The organism is Streptomyces endocoffeicus, assembly GCF_016741935.1.
Lineage (GTDB): Bacteria > Actinomycetota > Actinomycetes > Streptomycetales > Streptomycetaceae > Streptomyces > Streptomyces endocoffeicus.
The window spans coordinates 165,913-186,396 of the sequence record NZ_JAERRG010000005.1; the positions used below are offsets into that span (position 1 = coordinate 165,913).

Sequence of the window (20,484 nt, forward strand, 5' to 3'; positions counted from 1 at the left end):
CTTTGGGCCGAGTCCCTCAATTCCCTGTGGCGACGGAGATGATGGCGAGGTCATTGGTGCGGGTGAGGTGGGGTCGGACACCGTGGGTGATCGGAAAGAGGTCCGTTTTGTCGCGGTCCACGATGTCGCCGACGATGCGTCCGATCCGGATCGGGGTCCCGCCCCGGGCGGACTTATGGAGCGTCAGGGTCCAGCCCGCGGAGCCCTCTTCGCCGTCCCGGGCCTCCCGGATCCGCTCGTACGGAACGGTGAAGCGGAACCGTCCGCCGTCGAGCGCCGTGACCCCGGTGAGGAACGGCCGGGCCGGACCCTTGGACGGGGTGGCCACCGCGGTCGGGGTGGCGTCGGGCCCGAAGCGCGCGCCGTGCAGGGTGCCTTCGACGGCGAGCCCCTCGGCGTCCAGGCGGATCACCCGGGCCTCGGCGTGGGCCGGGCGCCGCCAGGCGCGCAGCGCGAGATAGCCGTCGACGGTGGAGTAGGGGATCCACCAGGTGAACGGGGAGCCGGGCAGCGGCTCCAGGTCCAGTAGCCCGCGCCCCTCGGCGAAGCGGCAGCCGACCCGGCGGCGGACGCCGTCGGAGGGGCGGACCACATGCAGGTCCCAGCGGCCCTCGTCGAGATCGAGCGTGGCGCGGTCGAGGGTGGCCGTCCAGGGCGCGGACGGCGCGGCGCCGGCCGGGGGCAGCAGCGGTACGTGGATGGGGGGCTCGTCGCTCTTGCGGCGGGTGACGGTCAGTCCGAGCTGCCCGCCGTGCAGACCCTCGGGCTCCACCAGCACCGACAGATCGCCCTCGGCGGTGACCCGGCAGGACGCGACGGGCCGCAGGGGCTTGCGGATCAGCTGCTTGACCGCGTCCTTGAGGGTGCCGGCCAGCGGCGCTCCGGCCGGCCGGCCCCGTAGCGGCGCGGCCGTACGGCGCCGGTGGGCCGGGGCGGCGGTGGAGCGGGCGGTGTGGAGCTCCTCGATGAGCCGCTCGTAGCTGGCCGCCACGCGCTCGGGCGCGTACCGCTCCGCCGCGATCCGCGCCGCCGCGCCCATCGAGCGGCGCAGTTCGTCGTCCTCGATCAGGGTCAGCAGCCCCTTGGCGATCCCGTCCGCGTCGCCCACCGGCACCAGCAGACCGTCCCGGCCATCGGTGATGATCTCGCCAGGACCGTGCGGGCAGTCGGTGGCGACCACGGGCACCCCGCAGTGCATCGCCTCGACGATCGTCATGCCGAACGACTCCTCGCGGGAGGTGACGGCGGCGATCGCGCCCTTGGCCCACTCGGTCTCGATGGGGGAGTGGGCGCCCATCAGGGTGATCTGGCCGGCCAGCCCGAGCTCGTCGATCTGGCGGCGCAGCGCGGGGAGTTGGGGGCCGCGGCCGTAGATGCGCAACCGCCAGTCGGGGTGTTTGGCGGCCACCGTCTCCCAGGCGGCCACCAGCAGGTCGTAGCGCTTGACGGGGATCAGCCGACCCGCGGCCACGACGAGTTTGGCGCGGCCGTCGGAGGGTTCGATCCCAGTGGCGGGTACCCCGTTGGGCAGGGCGGTCAGCCGGGTGGTGACACCGGGGAGGTGGGCCCGGTGGGTGGCCGCGTCGGCCTCGGAGACGGAGGTGTACGCGTCGAGGTGGGGGATGGCGGCGTCGCAGGCGGCGCGGATCTCGGCGCGGTGGGTGCCGTGGAGGCGGTGCTCCTGGCCGATCCGCAGGAAGCGGCCGGCGCGGCCGAGCGCGGCGAGGTAGATGACCAGGCCGGGGCGGGTGGCGATGACGACATCGGCGTCGGTGCGGCCGAGGTACTCGGCGACGCGCTCGTCGGTGAGCGCGTTGAAGTTGGTGGTGCCCCTGGCCTCGGCGGCGGGGATGTGGGCGCTGGGCCGGGTCAGCAGCGGATGGCCGAGGTCGGCGGCGCGGCGCCCGGCGCGGGGCGGGTCCTCGTGGGGGCGCAGGTCGATCAGGGGTCTGAGCCGCACGGCGGGGTGGAGGGGGAGGTTCGGGGTCTCGATGGTGCGGATCAGGGAGACGATCTCCACGGTGTGGTGGGCGGCGAGCGCCCCGGCCACATTGAAGGTCGACCGGATGGTTCCGCCGATGCCATAGGCGTTGTGGAGCAGAAAAGAAATCTTCATGGTGATGTGCGCGCGGCGGGGCCGAACTGCCGCGACGTGCCCTCCCCTCCGAGGCCGTGCTTCGTCCTGACTCCGAACCATGCTGCATTGGGCCGATATGGGGCCGGTGTGATGCCGGTATGGAGTCAGTAAGGACCGATCGGTCGGTAAGACTGGCTGGGGCCGCGAAGGTTGCTTATGCGTGTGGTGATATGGGATCCACCACATTTGGAAAAGTGATTACAACCCTCCCCGGGGTCTGGGAGTCTGCGGGGTGTCCGTGCGGAGGCCGTACGGGCCCGATACCGACCAGGGGTGGACAGAGAAATGAACGAGTCCGGTACGAAACGGACCGTGGGCGCCGCCATCGCGGTGGTGGCGGCCCTGGGGCTGATGACCGGATGCGGCAGCGACTCCGGCGACGGCAAGGCGGACGGCGCCAAGCAGGCGGGCAGCTCCCAGCAGACCGACGGCGCTTCGCAGGGGGATGAGGCCGCGAGCTCCGACCCGGCCGCGAAGCCCCTGTCCGCGTCCGCCCTGGAGCGGGCCGCCCTGGCCAACGGCGAGGTCAAGGGGCTCGAAGTACAGAAGATGACGGACAAGGAGGTCAGCGAGGGCGGCTCGGCCAAGACCGGCAAGGCCGCGTGCCAGCCGATGGCCGCGCTGATGGGGACCCGGTACGACCCGGCCCCCAAGGCCAGCGTCCACCGCGCCTACGCCACCGACCTCACCAAGGCGAAGGTCGGCGGCACCGGACTGATCCGGATCTCCTCCTACGGACCGGGCGACGCCGAGCGCACGGTGAAGGACCTGCGCGAGGCCGTCACCGCCTGCCAGGGCGGCTTCCCCGCCGAGGACGGCTCGGGCGGGAAGGCGGACGTCAAGAAGGTGACACCGCTGGACGCGCCGAAGGCCGGGGACGAGGCGGTGTCCTTCAGCCTGCATGACGCGGGCAAGGAGAACGCCGTCATCAAGTTCACGGTCGTGCGGACCGGGCCGCAGGTGACGGTGTTCTTCGGGGTGAACATCGCGGACCCGGCGAAGTCCGAGATCCCGGCCGCGCTGGTGGACGCCCAGGTGGCGAAGGTGGCGAAGGCCACGAAGGGCGCCGCGTCCTGAGCCCGGCGGCCCGGTCTCAGTTGGTGGCGGAGGCGGCCGAGGCGGCCTCCGCCGAGGCCTGGGCGCTGCCCCGGGCCAGGATCCGGCGGAAGGTGTAGTCGGCCACATCGCGGCCGGCCTGGAGGGTGGCGGTGTCCGACGACGTGACCGCCTTCCCCGACGTATAGCCGGAGATCGTGAAGTAGGCGTACCGCCCGATCGCGTTCGCCGAGCTCTGGCAGGCCGTCCGGCGGCAGAAGGTGACACCCCCGCCCGAGAGCGAGGCGATGTTCGGCTTGTACCCGTCCTTGGCCTTCTCTGCCGCCGCCTTGCCGTCGAAGACGGCGACGCCGACCGTCACCGCTACGCCGTCCCGGGTGAAGGTGGCCCGCAGCAGCTTGCGGCAGCCGTTGTTCACCAGCACCGGGCCGAGCGCCCCCTGGGTGGCGGCCGAGCAACTGGTGGTGGAGGCGGACGCCGCCTTGGTGTACGAGCGGTCGTCCTTCGCGGCGCGCTTGTCGGGGAAGAGGCTGCCCGCGCTCAGCGGCGCCTTGTCCCGCCGGGCGCTGGAGATGATGTCCAGCGGCTTCGGCGGTGCGGGCGGGGCCACATCGGAGAAGGTCGGCTCGGGCGACGCCGACTCGCTGGGCAGGTCCTGCGGGGTGGGCAGCCCACCGGCCGAATCGCCCCCACCGCTGTCCTTGTGGCCGCTGCTGACCACGGCGGTGGCGACGATCGCGGCGACGGCGGCGGTCGCCAGCGCCCCGCCCCCGATGAAGAGCAACTTGCGGCGGCGGTTGCGCGCGGCGGACTGATCGGCGAGCGCCGCCCAGTCCGGCGTCGACGGCTGAGGCGGCTGAGAACCCCCGGGCCCATAAGGCCCCCCTTGCCCAAAGCTCATGGCGCGCATCTTAGACCGGCCGGGTGACAGGATGGACCCACCGGCGGGTCCCATCACGCCGCGCGAGCCCTCGGGGTCCTGTGCCGTCCTCCGCCCGGCCCGGCCGCGGGCAGGCACCTCCGATGGTGGCCGGGCCCGCGTGAGGCGCTCGGGCTCGACCCGGACCCCGGCCCCGAATGGTCGGCCGCAGGTGGGCGTGAGGCGTGTGGGGGCGTTTTGACCCGGGTGGGGGCGGGCCGGTATTCTGCCAGTTCGTTATGCGTATTGGCTTGCTCGTTCTCACGTGAGAGGCCGTTACGCCGGTCCACCGGGCCGATGACCAGCGGCAAGCACTCGGCATGCGTCACCGAGGTGCGGCCAAGGCTGTCGTGATCGTCCGGGTGGCCTTGTCCGGACCTGTCCTCCCGGCCCTCGCGGGCCCGGGGAGACTCCACTCACTGAAGAAGCGAAGGCTACGACCGTGCGTACGTACAGCCCCAAGCCCGGCGACGTTCAGCGTCAGTGGCATGTCATCGACGCCACCGACGTGGTTCTGGGCCGTCTGGCCACCCAGGCCGCCACCCTTTTGCGGGGCAAGCACAAGCCGGTGTACGCGCCGCATGTCGACGCTGGTGACTTCGTCATCATCATCAACGCCGACAAGGTGCACCTCTCCGGCAACAAGCGGACCCAGAAGATGGCGTACCGCCACTCCGGCTACCCGGGTGGTCTGCGCTCCATCCGCTATGACGAGCTGCTGGAGAAGAGCCCGGAGAAGGCCGTCGAGAAGGCCATCAAGGGCATGCTCCCCAAGAACACCCTGGGCCGTCAGATGCTCTCGAAGCTGAAGGTGTACTCGGGCGACCAGCACCCGCACGCCGCTCAGCAGCCGGTTCCGTTCGAGATCACCCAGGTCGCGCAGTAGTCCCGGCCACCCCTTACGACGAAGAGAATCTGAGGAGCATCGTGGCCGAGACCACCGCCGAGACCCCCCTCGATGTCGAGGAGTACACCACCGAGAGCGTCGAGACGGTCGAGTCGGAGTACACCTCCGAGTCGCTCGCCTCCCGCTTCGGTGACCCGCAGCCTGCCGCCGGCACCGGGCGCCGCAAGAACGCCGTGGCGCGTGTCCGCATCGTGCCGGGCAGCGGGCAGTGGAAGATCAACGGGCGTACTCTCGAGGAGTACTTCCCCAACAAGGTTCACCAGCAGGAAGTCAACGAGCCCTTCAAGGTGCTCGAGCTGGACGACCGCTACGACGTCATCGCCCGCATCTCGGGCGGCGGCGTCTCCGGCCAGGCCGGGGCGCTGCGTCTGGGCATCGCCCGGGCGCTGAACGAGGCGGACGTGGACAACAACCGCGGCCCCCTCAAGAAGGCCGGCTTCCTGACCCGTGACGACCGCGCCACCGAGCGTAAGAAGGCCGGTCTGAAGAAGGCCCGCAAGGCGCCGCAGTACAGCAAGCGCTGACGCCCATCGCGGCACCGCTGCTTCACCCGAACGCCCCGGCGGCACCACCTGTGCCTCCGGGGCGTTCGGCTATCGCCACTGGGGGGCGTATACCTACAAGCAAGCTTCAGCTCCCCGGCTCGTAACTTCGGAGGACACCAGTGGGACGACTCTTCGGTACGGATGGTGTGCGCGGCGTCGCGAACGCCGACCTGACGGCTGAGATGGCGCTCGGCCTGTCGGTAGCGGCGGCGCATGTGCTCGCCGAGGCGGGAACCTTCGAGGGCCATCGGCCGGTGGCGGTGGTCGGGCGGGATCCGCGAGCGTCCGGGGAGTTCCTGGAGGCGGCCGTGGTGGCGGGGCTGGCCAGCGCCGGGGTGGACGTACTGCGGGTCGGCGTGCTGCCCACGCCGGCCGTCGCGCATCTGACCGGCGCGCTGGACGCGGACCTCGGGGTGATGCTCTCCGCGAGCCACAACCCGATGCCCGACAACGGCGTCAAGTTCTTCGCCCGCGGCGGCCACAAACTGGCCGACGAGCTGGAGGACCGCATCGAGACCACCTACCGGTCCCACGCCTCCGGGGAGCCGTGGGACCGGCCGACGGGCACCGGAGTGGGCCGGGTCCGGGACTACGACGAGGGCTTCGACGCCTATGTGGCCCATCTGGTCAACGTCCTCCCCAACCGGCTCGACGGCCTCAAGGTCGTCATCGACGGGGCGCACGGCGCCGCCGCCCGGGTCTCCCCGGAGGCGTTCGCGCGGGCCGGGGCCGAGGTCGTGACGATCGGTACCGACCCGGACGGGCTCAACATCAACGACGGCTACGGCTCCACCCACCTCGCCCGCCTCCAGGCGGCCGTCGTGGAGCACCGGGCCGACCTCGGCATCGCCCACGACGGGGACGCCGACCGCTGCCTCGCGGTGGACGCCACGGGCCGCGAGATCGACGGCGACCAGATCCTCGCCGTCCTGGCCCTGGCCATGCGCGAGGCGGGCGAGCTGCGCGGGGACACGGTGGTCGGCACCGTGATGTCCAACCTCGGCTTCAAGCTGGCCATGCGGCGCGAGGGCGTCGAACTGGTCCAGACGGCGGTCGGGGACCGCTATGTGCTGGAGGAGATGAAGTCCCACGGCTACGCCCTGGGCGGCGAGCAGTCCGGCCACGTGATCGTCCTCGACCACGCCACGACGGGTGACGGCACCCTCACCGGCCTGCTGCTGGCGGCCCGCGTCGGCGCGACCGGCCGCACCCTGGCCGACCTCGCGGGCGTCATGGAGCGGCTGCCGCAGGTGCTGGTCAACGTCCCCGACGTGGACAAGTCCCGCGTCGCCTCCAGCGCGGATGTGGCCGCGGCCGTCGCCGAGGCCGAGCGCGAGCTGGGCGAGACCGGCCGGGTGCTGCTCCGCCCCTCGGGCACGGAGCCGCTGGTGCGGGTCATGGTCGAGGCCGCCGACATCGAACAGGCCCGCTCGGTCGCCGGCCGCCTGGCGGACGCGGTGAAGTCGGCCCTCGGCTAGACCCGCGCCGCTTGGGTAAGGGGCCCCGCTGCCGGTCGTCCCGTCGCTTCCTCGCGCCGGAGGGGCTGGAAACCAGCCCCTCAGGGGGCACCTCCCAGCGGTAGCTGGGGGAGTTTGAGGAGCGGGGTCCGGGGCGGAGCCCCGGCGGGGTCCAGGGGCGGAGCCCCGGTGGGGGCTAACCCCGCCGCCCCCACAAAACCTTCTGCGCCAGCAGCGTCAGCGTCCCCGCCACCACGATCCCCACCAGATTCAGCAGCAGCTGCTCCGTCGAGCCCCACATCTGGTCGATCTCGCCGTACCCGAGCGCCACCGCCGCGTTGGCCGCCGCCGGAACCGTGGTCACCGAGATCGCCACGCCCACCAGCGCACCGGACTTCGCCGAGGTCAGCGAGAGCGTTCCGGCGATCCCCGCGAGCACGGCGACCACGAACGAGAACATGTCCGGCTTCCAGATGAAGTCCGTGTTCGGCCGGGCACGCTCCAGCATGTCCTTGCCGAAGAGACCCACCGCGTCCATCGCGATGCTGAAGCCGGTGGTCAGCGCCATCGCCGCCGCGAATCCGACCAGCAGCGCGATCGCCGAGCGGGCGGCCAGCCGCGGCGCGCGCCGCACCAGCGCGGTGCACAGCCCCGCCAGCGGCCCGAACTCGGGGCCGACCGCCATCGCACCGACGATCAGGATCGCGTTGTCCAGCACCACACCGCATGCCGCGATCATCGTGGCGATGACGAGGAAGGCGAGATAGGTGACCGAGAGTGTGGACTCCTCGTGGGTGGCGTCCGCCAGGTGCTCCCACAGGACCGCGTCCGCACCCTCGCCGGGCGCGTCTTCCTCCGCCTTGTCGGCGCGCTTGGACAGCGACAGGTCAATGTTCTCCACCGCGATCGAACCGGTCTCGTCAAGACCCAGCTCACGCAGGTCGCCCAGCAGGGCGTCCCCGGCCTCGCGCGCCACGTCGCACATGACGACGTCTCCCGCGGGGTCGCGGGCGGCGCCCGGCAGCACCACCAGATGGGTGGTGCCGACCGTCTTCTCGATCGTGCGCACCACGTCCTCGGTGCGGTCGGCGGGCACGATCAGCCTCAAGTGCAGCATGGCCTGACGCTCCTCACAGCTTGCGCAGGGACAGCCGCTGCACCTTGTGGTCCGGCCCCTTCCGCAGCACCAACGTGGCCCGCCCCCGGGTGGGCTGGACGTTCTGCTGCAGATTCGGCTTGTTGATGGTCCGCCAGATCATCCGTCCGTAGTCCAGCGCCTCCTCCTCGGAGACCTGGGTGTACTTGCGGAAGTACGAGGACGGGTCCTGGAAGGCCGTCTCCCGCAGCTTCTTGAAGCGGCCCAGATACCAGCGCTCGATGTCCTCGGTCCGGGCGTCCACGTAGACGCTGAAGTCGAAGAAGTCCGCGAGCCCCACCCGGGTCAGCCCGTCCTTCCCCGGCAGTGCGGGCTGCAGCACATTGAGCCCCTCGACGATCAGGATGTCGGGGCGGTGCACGGTCAGCCGCTCGTCCGGCACGATGTCGTAGATCAGGTGCGAGTAGACCGGCGCCGACACCTCCGCCCGGCCCGCCTTCACATCCGCGACGAAGCGGGTCAGCGCCCTGCGGTCGTAGCTCTCCGGGAACCCCTTGCGGGACATCAGCCCGCGGCGGCGCAGCTCGGCGTTGGGGTACAGAAAGCCGTCGGTGGTGATCAGCTCCACCCGCGGATGCTCGGGCCAGCGCGCCAGCAGCGCCTGGAGCAGCCGGGCGGTGGTCGACTTGCCGACCGCGACGCTCCCCGCCACGCCGATCACGAACGGCGTACCGGGCTGGGCCCCGTTGCCCCGCTTGGTGTCGCCCAGGAAGGTGTTGAGCGCGCCGCGCAGATTGTCGGTGGCGGCCACATAGAGGTTGAGCAGCCGGGACAGCGGCAGATAGACATCCCGCACCTCATCGAGGTCGATGACATCGCCGAGTCCCCGCAGCTTCTCGACCTCGTCGGCGGTCAGTGGCAGCGGCGTCTTGTCCCGCAGCGCGCTCCACTCGGAGCGGGACAGATCGACGTACGGGGTCGCTTCGCCGCTCCGCCGCTGCGGGCCGCGCACGGTGCGCGCCGCGCGCGCGCTTGACGTGATCACCCTCTCATTGTCATGGCAGGGACCGGCCGAGTGAGCGGTGTCGGGGCGTGGGGTCGGTCACCCCGGGCCGGGGCCGGGGGTCGTACCCTGCGTCCATGTGCGGAATCGTTGGTTATGTGGGAGGGCAGTCGGCCCTCGATGTCGTCCTCGCCGGGCTCAAGCGGCTGGAGTACCGCGGCTATGACTCGGCGGGTGTCGCCGTGCTGGCCGACGGTGGGCTGGCGGCGGCCAAGAAGGCGGGCAAGCTGGGCAACCTGGAGAAGGAGCTGGCCGACCGCCCGCTGCCCGCCGGGGGCACCGGTATCGGTCACACCCGTTGGGCCACCCACGGCGGCCCGACCGATGCCAACGCCCATCCGCACCTGGACAACGCGGGCCGGGTCTCCGTCGTCCACAACGGCATCATCGAGAACTTCGCCGCGCTCCGCGCCGAGCTGGCCGAGCGCGGCCATGAGCTGGCCTCCGAGACCGACACCGAGGTCGTGGCGCATCTGCTCGCCGAGTCGTTCTCGTCCTGCGGCGACCTCGCCGAGGCGATGCGCCAGGTCTGCCGTCGGCTGGAGGGGGCCTTCACGCTGGTGGCGGTGCACGCGGACGCGCCCGATGTGGTGGTCGGGGCGCGCCGCAACTCGCCGCTGGTCGTCGGCGTCGGCGAGGAGGAGGCGTTCCTCGCCTCCGATGTGGCCGCCTTCATCGCCCACACCCGCGAGGCCATCGAGCTGGGCCAGGACCAGGTCGTGGAGGCCCGCCGGGACGGTGTGACCGTCACCGACTTCGACGGGGCGCCGGCCGAGGTCCGCCCGTACCACGTGGACTGGGACGCCTCCGCCGCCGAGAAGGGCGGCTACGACTACTTCATGCTCAAGGAGATCGCCGAGCAGCCGAAGGCCGTCGCGGACACCCTGCTCGGCCGGATCGACCTGGCCGGGAACCTCTGCCTGGACGAGGTGCGCATCCCGGCCTCGGTGCTGCGCGAGGTCAGCAAGGTCGTGATCGTGGCGTGCGGCACCGCGTACCACGCGGGCATGATCGCCAAGTACGCCATCGAGCACTGGACCCGGATCCCCTGCGAGACGGAGCTGGCCAGCGAGTTCCGCTACCGCGACCCGATCCTGGACCAGCGGACGCTGGTGATCGCCATCTCGCAGTCCGGCGAGACCATGGACACCCTGATGGCGCTGCGGCACGCCCGTGAGCAGGGCGCGAAGGTGCTGGCCATCTGCAATACGAACGGCTCCACGATTCCGCGTGAGTCGGACGCGGTGCTCTACACCCACGCCGGTCCCGAGGTGGCCGTCGCCTCCACCAAGGCGTTCCTCACCCAGCTGGTGGCCTGCTACCTGGTGGCCCTCTACCTGGGCCAGGTGCGCGGCACCAAATGGGGCGACGAGATCCTCTCCGTGATCCGCGAGCTGTCGGAGATCGCCACCCAGGTGGAAGAGGTCCTGGAGACCATGGAGCCGGTACGGGAGCTGGCCCGCACCCTGGCCGACAAGAACACCGTGCTGTTCCTCGGGCGGCACGTCGGCTACCCGGTCGCCCTGGAGGGCGCGCTCAAGCTCAAGGAGCTCGCGTACATGCACGCCGAGGGCTTCGCGGCGGGCGAGCTCAAGCACGGGCCGATCGCGCTGATCGAGCAGGATGTGCCGGTCGTGGTGGTCGTGCCGTCGCCGCGCGGGCGGTCGGTGCTCCACGACAAGATCGTCTCCAATATCCAGGAGATCCGGGCCCGCGGCGCCCGCACCATCGTGATCGCCGAGCGCGGCGACGAGACGGTGGCCCCGTACGCCGACCACCTCATCGAGATCCCCGCCACGCCCACGCTGCTGCAGCCCCTGGTCGCGACCGTGCCGCTGCAGGTCTTCGCGTGCGAGCTGGCGACGGCGCGCGGCAACGAGGTCGATCAGCCGAGGAACCTGGCCAAGTCGGTGACGGTCGAGTGACCCGTAGGCCTCGCGGACCCCGTCGAGCGACGCCGTGATCATCGGCGTCGGTATCGACGTCGCCGAGATCGACCGCTTCGACGACGCGCTGCGGCGCACCCCCGGGATGGCGGACCGCCTGTTCGTCGAGCGCGAGCTGTGGCTGCCGAGCGGGGAGCGCCGCGGTATGGCCTCCTTGGCCGCCCGCTTCGCGGCCAAGGAGGCGCTCGCCAAGTCCCTGGGCGCCCCCGGCGGCCTGCGCTGGACCGACGCCGAGGTCCTCACCGAGCCGAGCGGCCGCCCCCGCCTCTCGGTCCGCGGCACGGTCGCCACGTGCGCCGAGCGGCTGGGGGTGCGGGGCCTGCACGTCTCCCTGAGCCATGACGCGGGGGTCGCGTCGGCGGTCGTGATCGCGGAGGGGTGAGGGGTCCGCGGGGTCCGCGAGGTCCACTGGGTGCGGGTGCGTGGGTGGTGCTCCCGCTATTCGTGGGGGTGCCGGGGGCGGGGCCTCCGGGGCGGCGCCCTGGACCGCACATTTACGGCGCCGTTGGCCGGGGACGTTGCGTGGGCCGGAGATCGGCGCCACAAATATGCGTGAGCGTCCAGGACCCCACCCCTCCGACCCCACCCCCTCCCGCCTCGTCGGCGGCTACCCGCCGGTGGGCGCCAGGGAGCCCGACCCGCTGGTGCCTATCCCCGGCAGGGAGAGGCTGCGCGCCGCGGGTCGACCGATACTCGGAGCCATGAACGGGAAATCACAGCTCGGGGACTTCCTGCAGACGCGGCGCTCCCAGCTACGACCCGACGAGGCCGGGGTGCCCACCTACGGGGAGCGCCGGCGGGTGCCGGGTCTTCGCCGTGAGGAACTGGCGCTGCTGGCGGGGGTGAGCGCCTCCTACTACGCCCGGTTGGAACAGGGGCACTCGCGGGGCGCCTCGCCGGAGGTGCTGGACGCGATCGCCCGGGCCCTGCGGCTGGACGAGTCCGAGTGCCGGCACCTGCACGACCTGGCCCGATCGGCCAAGCCCCGCGGTCGGCGGCGCCCCACGCCGGAGCGCGTGACGGAGCCCACCGCCCAGCTGCTGGACGCGCTCGGGGACGTCCCCGCGGCCGTGGTCGGCCGGCGCAGTGACGTTCTGGCGTGGAATCGACTGGGCCACGCCCTGTTCGCCGGTCACCTCGACCCCGGTGCCCCGGACGTACCGGCGGAGCGCCCCAACATGGCCAGACTGGTGTTCCTCGACGCCCATACGCGCGACCTGTACGCGGACTGGCCGAGCAAGGCCAAGGCGGTGGTGGGGAATCTGCGCCTGGTGGCGGGCCAGTACCCGCAGGACGCCGCACTGCACACGCTGTTGGGTGAGCTGAGCGCGAAGAGCGAGGACTTCGCGTCCATGTGGGCCGACCACCGGGTCAGGGCCTGCGCGGTCGCCGACTACGAGATGCGGCACCCGCTGGTCGGTCCACTGACCGTCCTGCAGCAGACCCTCAGTCAGGGGCCGGGCCCCAGTGCCGTGGTCGCCACCACCGCGGCGGGCTCACCCTCGCGAGCCGCCCTGGACCTCCTCGCCCAGGCCATCACTCGGGCCACCCCCGCCCGTTCGGACAGCGGGCTCAGCACCGGCTGACCCCGCACACCATCCACCCTCATGCGTCGGCGTGTCGCTTCCGCATGCCCGAAAGCAGTTGAAGGAACCCGTGTTCACCGAGGTCTCCAAGGGCGCCGTCCTGGCCGCCGCCCTGGCTGCCGTCCTGGCCGCCGCGGTCCGCAGGGTCCAACCTCCATCGCGCTGCGTGGTGACACCGGCTACGTCCCGAGCGCCGCCTGCCTCACCGCGAAGGACCCCAACCTCGTCCTCGCCCGCCTGGACGGCTGAGCCTCGGTCGGCACCAATCCCCACTTTACGGAGAACCCCATGCGCGACATGCACGAGATCACCCTGGGTGACGTCACGGTCACCCGGATCGAGGAGATGCACGGGCCGATCATGCCCACCGACCAGTTCTTCCCCGACCTGCCCGAGCAGGCATGGAAGGACCACCGCGACATGCTCGTCCCCGATCACCTGGGAGAGCACGACACCATGGTGCACGCCGCCATGCAGACCTGGCTGCTGCGCAGCGAGGGCCGCACCATCCTGGTCGACACCGGCGTCGGCAACGACAAGTCCCGCCCGGCCGTCGAGGCGTGGGACCACCTGCGGCTGGACTACCTCGGCACCCTCGCCCGGGCCGGTGTGCGGCCCGAGGACGTCGACCTCGTGGTCAACACCCACCTGCACGCCGACCACGTCGGCTGGAACACCCGCCTGGTCGACGGTGCCTGGGTGCCGACCTTCCCCAACGCCACCTACCTGATGCCCCGGGCCGACTTCGAGCGCTGGAACCCGGCGACCCACCCGGACATCGCCGGCGGCGTCAACGAGAACGTCTTCGAGGACAGCGTCGCCCCCGTCCACGCCGCCGGTCAGGTGCTGCTGTGGGAGGACAGCCACACCATCGACGCCAACCTGCGGCTGGAGGCGGCACCCGGGCACACCCCCGGCTCCAGCGTGATCACCCTGGCCTCCGGCAGCGACCGCGCGGTGTTCGCCGGCGACTTGGTGCACACCCCGCTGCAGATCATGGAGCCCGAGCACAACAGCTGCTTCTGCGAGGACCCGGCCGCCTCCCGCGCCACCCGCCACAAGATCCTCGGCCGGGCCGCCGACCAGAACGCCCTGATACTGCCCGCACACCTCGCCGGCCACAGCGCACTGGAGGTCCAGCGCGACGCCGGCGCCTTCGCCATCAAGCGGTGGGCCCCCTTCAGCCGACTCTGACCCCCGCCTCGGACCGAAGGCACGGGCCGACCGTGCGGCCCCAGGCGAGCCCGTCGTGACCACCCCGGGTGGCGCCGCCCGCGGAGGGCGCCACCCGGGTACGACACCGAGCGGCGCGCCACCATGCGCATCGCCCAGGACTGGACCCTCACCTACGCCCCCCGTGCCTGGCCCGGTCAAGCGCCAGTCGCGTCGCGCGAGCGCGCCGGGGACAGAGACGTCAGCTGACGTCCTTCTCGATCGCCTCGAAGATGTCCGCGTCCGTCTCCTGCTGCCACCCGGGAAGATCCGGCCAGTCGGCGACGTACCCGGGCTTCGGGTCCTCGAAGTGCCGGTACATCTGCGCGGTCCAGCACGTAGCGACGAAGCGCCCCTTCTGCTCCCGCGTAAGTCGCCCGGCGTGCCCCTCGCTCACCTCCAGAAACTGCCTCACCTGCTCGTACACCGCCCTGGCAGCCACCCGCTCCCACTCCGGGGTCTCCTCCCAAGGGGTCACATAACCCGGCTTGGGCTCCCCGGGAAAGTGCCGCCGCACCCCCGCGATCCACGCCTCCCGGAACAGCCGGGCACCCTCGGTCCGCGACATCCCTGCCCCTTTCGTCAGTTCACGCTCAGTGCCTTGATCATCCCGGAGGGGTGACCTCGCCGGTCCTGCGGTGCGGTTGCTTGTGCGGGTTGATGGCGCGGGTGCGTGGGTGGTGCGCCCGCTGTTCGTGGTGAGTGCCGGGGGCGCCGAGGCCCCGCGCCCGGCACCCACCACGAACAGCGGGCGCACCCCAGCGACCACCACGCACCCGCACCCAGCGGACCCCGCGGAACCCTCAGGCCAGCACGTCCCGCCACGTGTCCGTCAGCGCCGTCGACACGTCGTACGCCGCGATGGGCGCGCCATGCGGGGCCGTGGTGCGGCGGGCGGCCAGGCCGTGGAGGTAGGCGCCCACCGAGGCCGCGTCGCGGGCGGGGAGGCCCGTGGCGAGCAGGGAGCCGATCAGGCCGGACAGCACATCGCCGCTGCCCGCCGTGGCCAGCCAGCCGACGCCGGTGGGGTTGACGCGTACCGGCTGGTGCTCGGCGGCGATCAGCGTGGTCGACCCCTTCAGCAGTACGGTCGCGCCGTAGCGCTCGGACAGCGCCCTTACGGCGGCCAGCCGCCCCGCCTCGACCTCCTCGCGGCTCACACCGAGCAGCGCCGCCGCCTCGCCCGCATGCGGGGTGAGGACCGTGGCCGCCTCGCGTTTGCGCAGGTCACTGCCGGTGGGCAGCAGGTGGAGCCCATCGGCGTCGACCAGGACCGGGACATCGGAGGCGAGGACGTCCTCCAGGGAGTGCCGGGCCGCCGCGCCGTCGCCGAGGCCGGGGCCGACGACCCACGACTGGACCCGGCCCGCCTTGGCCGGGGGCCCGGAGTGGACGAGGGTCTCGGGGAAGCGCGCGATGACCGTATCGGCCCCGGGGCCGACGTAGCGCACCGCCCCCGCACCGCCCCGCAGCGCCCCCGAGACCGCCAGTACGGCCGCGCCCGGGTAGCGGGCGGAGCCCGCGACGACGCCCACCACGCCGCGCCGGTACTTATCGCTCTCCGCCGACGGCCGGGGCAGCATCGCCGCCACGTCCTCGTGCTGCAGCGCCTCCACGTCGGGGTCGGCCGGAAGGTGGGCGTCCAGCCCGATGTCGACCAGCCGCAGGGCGCCCGAGTGGGTGCGGGCGGGGTCGATGAGCAGCCCCGGCTTGTACGCGCCGAAGGTGATCGTGGCGTCCGCGCGCACGGCGGAGCCGCGCACCTCGCCCGTGTCGGCGTCGACCCCGCTGGGCAGGTCCACGGCGACGACGATCCCGCGCACCGCCCGGACCAGCCGCTCCGCGTCGGGCCGCAGCCCGCCCTTGCCGCCGATCCCGACGATCCCGTCGACGACGAGATCGGCACGCGCGACGGCCGCCTCGGCGCGGCCGTCCGCCCCCTCGCCGCCGAGGCCCGTCAGCTCGCGATCCGCCACCGCGCTGCCGCCTGCCGCCGCCCCACCGCTGCCCGCCACCGGGCCACCGCCTGCCGCCGCCCCGCCGCCCCCGGCGGCCCCAGCGGCCACCACCCGCCCGCCCGCCGCTCGCAAGGCGGCGAGGCCGCCCCCGTGCGCCCGGTCGGGGTTCAGCAGTACCGCCGTGACGCCCGCGCCGCGGCGGGCCAGGCGGGCGCCCGCGTAGAGCGCGTCGCCGCCGTTGTCGCCGCTGCCGACGAGCAGGGCCACCCGGGAGCCGTACACCCGGCCCAGCAGATCGGCGCACGCGGCCGCGAGTCCCGCCGCCGCGCGCTGCATGAGCGCTCCTTCGGGCAGCCGTGCCATCAGTTCGCGCTCGGCGGCCCGTACGGTCTCGACGCTGTAGGCAATCCTCATGCCCATAGTCTCCCTAACCGAGGGCACTCCTTGGGTGGAAGGCGAGGCACTGCGTGCGGAGAAGCACACACTCCGGTCGGGGGATCGGCCTGAGAGACTGACGGAGATGGACGAGACACCGATGCGCGCCCGTGCCGTGGTCGATCTGGCCGCCCTACGGGCCAACGTGAGGGCGCTGCGCGCCGCGGCACCCACGGCCGAGCTGATGACCGTGGTCAAGTCGGACGCCTATGGCCACGGCATGATCCCCTGCGCGCGCGCCGCCCGCGCGGCGGGCGCGGACTGGCTGGGCGCGGCCACGCCCGAGGAGGCGTTCGGGCTACGGGCGGCGGGGGACACGGGCCGGCTGATGTGCTGGCTGTGGACGCCCGGCGGCCCCTGGCGGCAGGCGATCGAGGCGGACATCGACGTCTCGGCCAGCGGGCTGTGGGCGCTGCGCGAGGCCGTCGCCGCGGCCCGCGCGTGCGGCCTTACCGCGCGGCTGCACCTGAAGGCGGACACCGGGCTCGGCCGCAACGGCTGCCAGCCCGCCGACTGGCCCGCCCTGGTCGCCGAGGCCCGAGCCGCCGAGGCGGAAGGGGCCATCCGGGTGGCGGGGCTGTGGTCCCACTTCGCGTGCGCGGACGAGCCGGGCCATCCGTCCATCGCCGCCCAGCTGTCGGTCTTCCGCGAGATGATCGCGCACGCCGAACGGGCGGGGCTGCGGCCGGAGGTGCGCCACATCGCCAACTCACCGGCGACCCTGACCGTGCCCGAGTCGCACTTCGACCTCGTCCGGACCGGCATCTCCACGTACGGCATCTCCCCGAGCCCCGAACTCGGCACGGCCGCCGACTTCGGGCTGCGCCCGGTGATGACGCTGTCCGCCGCGCTCGCCTCGGTCAAGCGGGTGCCGGGCGGGCACGGCGTCTCCTACGGGCACCGCTATGTGACCCCCGGCGAGACGACCCTCGCGCTGGTGCCCGTCGGCTACGGGGACGGCATTCCGCGCCATGCCTCGGGCACCGGCCCGGTACTGGTCGCGGGAAAGTGGCGGACCATCGCGGGCACGGTCGCCATGGACCAGTTCGTTGTGGATCTGGGCGGCGACACCGCCGCCCCGGGGGACGAGGCGGTGCTGTTCGGTCCGGGGGACCGGGGCGAGCCGACCGTCGAGGACTGGGCGCGGGCCGTGGGCACGATCGGCTACGAGATCGTGACCAGGATCTCGGCCCGTATTCCCCGCGTTTATGTAGGTGAGGACGGGGGCACAGGGAACTGACCATGGGCGACGAGACCACGGCCGTCAGCACGGCAGAGATGGCGACGCGAGTCGCGGCGGGGGCCACAGCCGTGAGTTGGCGCCGGGGTGCCGGATTCGCGGGTGCCGCGATCGGCGTGTTGGCGGCGGGGGCGGCGGCGGGTGTCGCGCTCGAGCGGCTGACGGTCGGCCGCGGCGTACGGCGCAAGGCCCGGCTCGCCCTGGACGCCGAGGGCCCGTACGGCACGCTGCGCGGCACTCCGGGGACGGCGGTCGCCGACGACGGCACCGAGCTCTACTACGAGGTCGAGGAGATGCGGGAGAACGCCGCCGCGCCCTCGCCCCGGCGCAAGCGGCGGTTCGGGCGCCGCGCCCCCGCCCCCGTCACCATGATCTTCAGCCATGGCTACTGCCTCGCCCAGGACTCCTGGCACTTCCAGCGCTCGGCGCTGCGCGAGGTGGCCCGCACCGTCTACTGGGACCAGCGCTGCCACGGCCGCTCGGCGCGCGGCTGCGCCCAGGCGGACGGCGAGGCGATCAGCATCGACCAGCTCGGCCGCGACCTGAAGGCGGTGATCGACGCGACGGCGCCCGAGGGGCCGCTGGTGCTCGTCGGCCACTCCATGGGCGGCATGACGCTGATGGCGCTGGCCGCGCAGTACCCCGACCTGATCCGCGAGCGCGTGATCGGCGCGGCCTTCATCAGCACCTCGGCGGGCCGTCTCGGCGAGGTCAGCTTCGGCCTCCCGGTGGTCGGGGTGAACGCGGTGCGGCGGGTGCTGCCCGGACTGCTCAAGGCGCTGGGCTGGCAGGCCGACCTGGTCGAGCGCGGGCGGCGGGCGACCGCGGACTTGTTCGCGGGGCTGATCAAGCGCTATTCGTTCGGCTCGAAGGACGTGGACCCGGGGGTCGCGCGGTTCGCCGAGCGGCTGATCGAGGCCACGCCGATCGATGTGGTCGCGGAGTTCTACCCGGCGTTCATCGCCCACGACAAGGCGGCGGCGCTGCCGCACTTCGACGGTGTGCCGGTGCTGGTCCTCGCGGGCGACAAGGACCTCATCACCCCGATGGAACACAGCGAGGCGATCGCGGAGCTGCTGCCGGGCGCGGAGCTGGTGATCCTCGAGGAGGCCGGGCACCTGGTGATCCTCGAGCACCCGGAGGTGGTCAACGGCCACCTCACGGAGCTGCTCTCGCGGTCGGTGGACGGGGTCGGCGACCGGCCGCGGCGGGGCGTGACGGGCTGACGAGCGGTACCCCCGCCCGGCCGTTCCGGCGGTCCGGCCGGGGCGTTCGGGGGGCCGCACGCTGGTCCGCGGCGGGCTTTTCGGGCCCGTACCATCGGCGAGTATGGACGTAGGCACGCGCATCACCGTCACCTCTCCCGACCAGATGCGGGACCTGGGCCGCAGACTCGCCAAGCTGCTGCGCCCCGGCGATCTGGTGCTGCTCACCGGTGAACTCGGCGCGGGCAAGACGACCCTGACGCGGGGCCTCGGCGAGGGCCTCGGCGTCCGGGGCGCCGTCACCTCGCCCACCTTCGTGATCGCCCGGGTGCACCCCTCACTGGGCGACGGCCCGCCGCTGGTCCATGTCGACGCCTACCGGCTGAACGGCGGCCTCGACGAGATGGAGGACCTGGATCTCGATGTCTCCCTGCCCGATTCGGTGGTGGCCGTGGAGTGGGGCGAGGGCAAGGTCGAGGAGCTGGCGGAGGACCGGCTGCATGTGGTGATCCAGCGGACGGTGGGCAGCGACACGGCCGTCACGGACACGATGGCCGCCGACGTGGAGGACGTCCGGGACGTGGTGGTGACGGGCGTGGGTACCCGCTGGGCGGGGGAGGACCTGGCGTCGCTCGCGGGGTAGCGCTTTTGGGGGTGTGCCGCCGGGCTGTGCCGCGGGGCTGTGCTGCCGGGCGGCGCCACCCGGTCAAACGGTCAAGCTGCTGGTAGAGCTCGCGTGCAGATGCCGCGTAGTTTCCGACAAGCCGTCGGCATGCTGTTGCATTCCGGGCATCACCCGTGGTCACATGGTGGGAGAAAGCGTGGGTTAGGTTTACCTAACTCCTGCCTGACTCCGCTCGACTGCCCCAGGACCCTCAGGAGGCATCCATGTCGGCCCACGACCCTGTGGCCGGGACCGGCGCCGCGCGCGACGACCGGTCACCGTCGATGTCGGAGCTCCTGGCGGCGTGTGCGGCGGCGGCCGCGGTCTCGACGCCCCCGCGGCCGGCCGAGGAGGAGACCCCGGTGTCCGTGGGGCCGGCGTCCGTCGAGCCCGAGGCGGATGACGAGGAGCGGCACGCGGCGTAGCGGCGCATGGCTACGTCAGCCGACTACATCAGCCGACTACATCAGCTGGCTACGTCATCCGGCTACGTCATCCGGCTCGTCATCCAGGTCCGCTAGGGGACGACGACCACCTTCATGTCCGGCTGCGCGAACTCCCACATCGCCGTACCGTCCGCCCGGCTCTCCCGGACGGCCCCGGTCCGCTTGCGCGCGTTCGGGTCCGGCATCGACCCGTCCACCGCCGCGCTGAAACCGAACACGACCCCCCCTTCCGAGTGGAAGACGACGACGTGCTCGACCTGGACCCCGTCCGACCCGACCCCGCCCTTGTTGCGCGAGGTCACCGTGTAGGTCCCCGGGTCGGGGCTGGCTGGGCTGGGGCCCACCTCGAAGGTGCGGCCGGCCTTGCCGTCGGCGCCGACCAGCCAGACCCGCTTGTCGCCGAGGGCGTAGACGACCCGTACGCCGGTCCCGGAGCGGGCCGGGAGGGCGGTGGACTTCTTCTTCGACCCCGCGTCGGCCTTGTCCTTCTTCTTGGACTCGGCGGAGTGCGACCCCGGCCGGGCCTGGGTCGGATGGTCGGGCGCGGTCGCGGCGGCCTGGTAGCCGAGGAACCCGACGACGCCCAGCGCGGCGGCGGTGAGTACGGCCACA

The 20,484-nt window shown here is 72.5% G+C and carries 19 protein-coding genes; 12 read left to right on the plus strand and 7 right to left on the minus strand.

Translation table 11 applies throughout. The features are described 5' to 3' along the window. Nucleotides 1-16 precede the first annotated feature (16 nt). Nucleotides 17-2,116: a glycosyltransferase family 4 protein gene (locus JK364_RS15650; RefSeq protein WP_201851678.1), complete on the minus strand. Its 2,100-nt coding sequence runs from the start codon at nt 2,114-2,116 to the stop codon at nt 17-19. A gap of 306 nt (nt 2,117-2,422) precedes the next feature. On the opposite strand from JK364_RS15650, the gene JK364_RS15655 reads away from it, so the two are divergent. Further along, complete coding sequence (locus JK364_RS15655; protein WP_201851679.1) at nt 2,423-3,214, plus strand: hypothetical protein; 792 nt, start codon at nt 2,423-2,425, stop codon at nt 3,212-3,214. Between the two features lie 16 nt (nt 3,215-3,230). On the opposite strand, the gene JK364_RS15660 is transcribed toward JK364_RS15655, so the two are convergent. Further along, the gene (locus JK364_RS15660; protein WP_201851680.1) at nt 3,231-4,094 is read right to left on the minus strand and encodes a hypothetical protein; all 864 of its coding nucleotides are present in this window, start codon (nt 4,092-4,094) and stop codon (nt 3,231-3,233) included. A 460-nt stretch (nt 4,095-4,554) separates the two neighbouring features. Between JK364_RS15660 and rplM the strand changes: the two genes are divergently transcribed. From rplM to glmM, 3 genes are all read left to right on the plus strand, one after another. Further along, nucleotides 4,555-4,998 (plus strand): 50S ribosomal protein L13, encoded by a 444-nt coding sequence (rplM, locus tag JK364_RS15665; RefSeq protein WP_044571628.1) that lies wholly within the window; start codon nt 4,555-4,557, stop codon nt 4,996-4,998. A gap of 41 nt (nt 4,999-5,039) precedes the next feature. Continuing rightward, entirely contained in the window at nt 5,040-5,543 is a 504-nt protein-coding gene (gene rpsI / locus JK364_RS15670; protein ID WP_037952927.1) for a 30S ribosomal protein S9, read from the plus strand. Between the two features lie 140 nt (nt 5,544-5,683). Beyond that, a complete protein-coding gene (glmM, locus tag JK364_RS15675; protein WP_201851681.1) occupies nt 5,684-7,042 on the plus strand; it encodes a phosphoglucosamine mutase in 1,359 nt (452 codons plus the stop codon). A 175-nt stretch (nt 7,043-7,217) separates the two neighbouring features. Here glmM and JK364_RS15680 read toward each other — a convergent pair whose 3' ends face one another. Continuing rightward, nucleotides 7,218-8,138: a DUF389 domain-containing protein gene (locus JK364_RS15680; RefSeq protein WP_201851682.1), complete on the minus strand. Its 921-nt coding sequence runs from the start codon at nt 8,136-8,138 to the stop codon at nt 7,218-7,220. Between the two features lie 13 nt (nt 8,139-8,151). Continuing rightward, entirely contained in the window at nt 8,152-9,129 is a 978-nt protein-coding gene (gene coaA / locus JK364_RS15685; RefSeq protein ID WP_372461951.1) for a type I pantothenate kinase, read from the minus strand. Between the two features lie 128 nt (nt 9,130-9,257). On the opposite strand from coaA, the gene glmS reads away from it, so the two are divergent. The 4 genes from glmS (at nt 9,258) to JK364_RS15705 (ending at nt 13,906) form a co-directional block, all read left to right on the plus strand. Next, the gene (gene glmS, locus JK364_RS15690; RefSeq protein WP_201851684.1) at nt 9,258-11,105 is read left to right on the plus strand and encodes a glutamine--fructose-6-phosphate transaminase (isomerizing); all 1,848 of its coding nucleotides are present in this window, start codon (nt 9,258-9,260) and stop codon (nt 11,103-11,105) included. A gap of 34 nt (nt 11,106-11,139) precedes the next feature. Beyond that, nucleotides 11,140-11,508 carry a holo-ACP synthase gene (locus JK364_RS15695; protein WP_201851685.1) on the plus strand — a complete coding sequence of 123 codons (369 nt, stop codon included), beginning with the start codon at nt 11,140-11,142 and terminating at the stop codon, nt 11,506-11,508. A 319-nt stretch (nt 11,509-11,827) separates the two neighbouring features. Beyond that, on the plus strand, nt 11,828-12,712 hold the full coding sequence (locus JK364_RS15700) for a helix-turn-helix domain-containing protein (protein WP_201851686.1): 885 nt from the start codon (nt 11,828-11,830) through the stop codon (nt 12,710-12,712). A gap of 297 nt (nt 12,713-13,009) precedes the next feature. After that, the gene (locus JK364_RS15705) at nt 13,010-13,906 is read left to right on the plus strand and encodes an MBL fold metallo-hydrolase (protein WP_201851890.1); all 897 of its coding nucleotides are present in this window, start codon (nt 13,010-13,012) and stop codon (nt 13,904-13,906) included. Nucleotides 13,907-14,126: 220 nt separating this feature from the next. Here JK364_RS15705 and JK364_RS15710 read toward each other — a convergent pair whose 3' ends face one another. Then, on the minus strand, nt 14,127-14,492 hold the full coding sequence (locus JK364_RS15710) for a hypothetical protein (protein ID WP_201851687.1): 366 nt from the start codon (nt 14,490-14,492) through the stop codon (nt 14,127-14,129). Between the two features lie 235 nt (nt 14,493-14,727). After that, the gene (locus JK364_RS15715; protein WP_201851688.1) at nt 14,728-16,296 is read right to left on the minus strand and encodes an NAD(P)H-hydrate dehydratase; all 1,569 of its coding nucleotides are present in this window, start codon (nt 16,294-16,296) and stop codon (nt 14,728-14,730) included. Nucleotides 16,297-16,402: 106 nt separating this feature from the next. Here JK364_RS15715 and alr point away from each other — a divergent pair, with 106 nt between their 5' ends. The 4 genes from alr to JK364_RS15735 all read left to right on the plus strand — a co-directional run bounded on the left by alr (nt 16,403) and on the right by JK364_RS15735 (nt 19,851). Continuing rightward, entirely contained in the window at nt 16,403-17,557 is a 1,155-nt protein-coding gene (gene alr / locus JK364_RS15720; protein WP_201851689.1) for an alanine racemase, read from the plus strand. Nucleotides 17,558-17,559: 2 nt separating this feature from the next. Further along, the gene (locus tag JK364_RS15725) at nt 17,560-18,783 is read left to right on the plus strand and encodes an alpha/beta fold hydrolase (protein WP_201851690.1); all 1,224 of its coding nucleotides are present in this window, start codon (nt 17,560-17,562) and stop codon (nt 18,781-18,783) included. A gap of 103 nt (nt 18,784-18,886) precedes the next feature. Continuing rightward, nucleotides 18,887-19,405 carry a tRNA (adenosine(37)-N6)-threonylcarbamoyltransferase complex ATPase subunit type 1 TsaE gene (gene tsaE / locus JK364_RS15730; protein ID WP_201851691.1) on the plus strand — a complete coding sequence of 173 codons (519 nt, stop codon included), beginning with the start codon at nt 18,887-18,889 and terminating at the stop codon, nt 19,403-19,405. Between the two features lie 245 nt (nt 19,406-19,650). Beyond that, on the plus strand, nt 19,651-19,851 hold the full coding sequence (locus JK364_RS15735) for a hypothetical protein (protein WP_201851692.1): 201 nt from the start codon (nt 19,651-19,653) through the stop codon (nt 19,849-19,851). 92 nt (nt 19,852-19,943) lie between these two features. On the opposite strand, the gene JK364_RS15740 is transcribed toward JK364_RS15735, so the two are convergent. Continuing rightward, nucleotides 19,944-20,483: a hypothetical protein gene (locus tag JK364_RS15740; protein WP_307841296.1), complete on the minus strand. Its 540-nt coding sequence runs from the start codon at nt 20,481-20,483 to the stop codon at nt 19,944-19,946. Between the last annotated feature and the right edge of the window lies 1 nt (nt 20,484).

Excerpts from the sequence above, each read along its gene's own strand:
- alr (WP_201851689.1), top strand. The coding sequence starts at position 16,403 with ATGGACGAGACACCGATGCGCGCCCGTGCCGTGGTCGATCTGGCCGCC.
- JK364_RS15705 (WP_201851890.1), top strand. The coding sequence starts at position 13,010 with ATGCACGAGATCACCCTGGGTGACGTCACGGTCACCCGGATCGAGGAG.
- JK364_RS15650 (WP_201851678.1), bottom strand. The coding sequence starts at position 2,116 with ATGAAGATTTCTTTTCTGCTCCACAACGCCTATGGCATCGGCGGAACC.
- JK364_RS15725 (WP_201851690.1), top strand. The coding sequence starts at position 17,560 with ATGGGCGACGAGACCACGGCCGTCAGCACGGCAGAGATGGCGACGCGA.
- glmS (WP_201851684.1), top strand. The coding sequence starts at position 9,258 with ATGTGCGGAATCGTTGGTTATGTGGGAGGGCAGTCGGCCCTCGATGTC.
- JK364_RS15660 (WP_201851680.1), bottom strand. The coding sequence starts at position 4,094 with ATGAGCTTTGGGCAAGGGGGGCCTTATGGGCCCGGGGGTTCTCAGCCG.
- JK364_RS15715 (WP_201851688.1), bottom strand. The coding sequence starts at position 16,296 with ATGAGGATTGCCTACAGCGTCGAGACCGTACGGGCCGCCGAGCGCGAA.
- JK364_RS15655 (WP_201851679.1), top strand. The coding sequence starts at position 2,423 with ATGAACGAGTCCGGTACGAAACGGACCGTGGGCGCCGCCATCGCGGTG.
- JK364_RS15735 (WP_201851692.1), top strand. The coding sequence starts at position 19,651 with ATGTCGGCCCACGACCCTGTGGCCGGGACCGGCGCCGCGCGCGACGAC.
- JK364_RS15710 (WP_201851687.1), bottom strand. The coding sequence starts at position 14,492 with ATGTCGCGGACCGAGGGTGCCCGGCTGTTCCGGGAGGCGTGGATCGCG.
- JK364_RS15680 (WP_201851682.1), bottom strand. The coding sequence starts at position 8,138 with ATGCTGCACTTGAGGCTGATCGTGCCCGCCGACCGCACCGAGGACGTG.
- JK364_RS15700 (WP_201851686.1), top strand. The coding sequence starts at position 11,828 with ATGAACGGGAAATCACAGCTCGGGGACTTCCTGCAGACGCGGCGCTCC.
- tsaE (WP_201851691.1), top strand. The coding sequence starts at position 18,887 with ATGGACGTAGGCACGCGCATCACCGTCACCTCTCCCGACCAGATGCGG.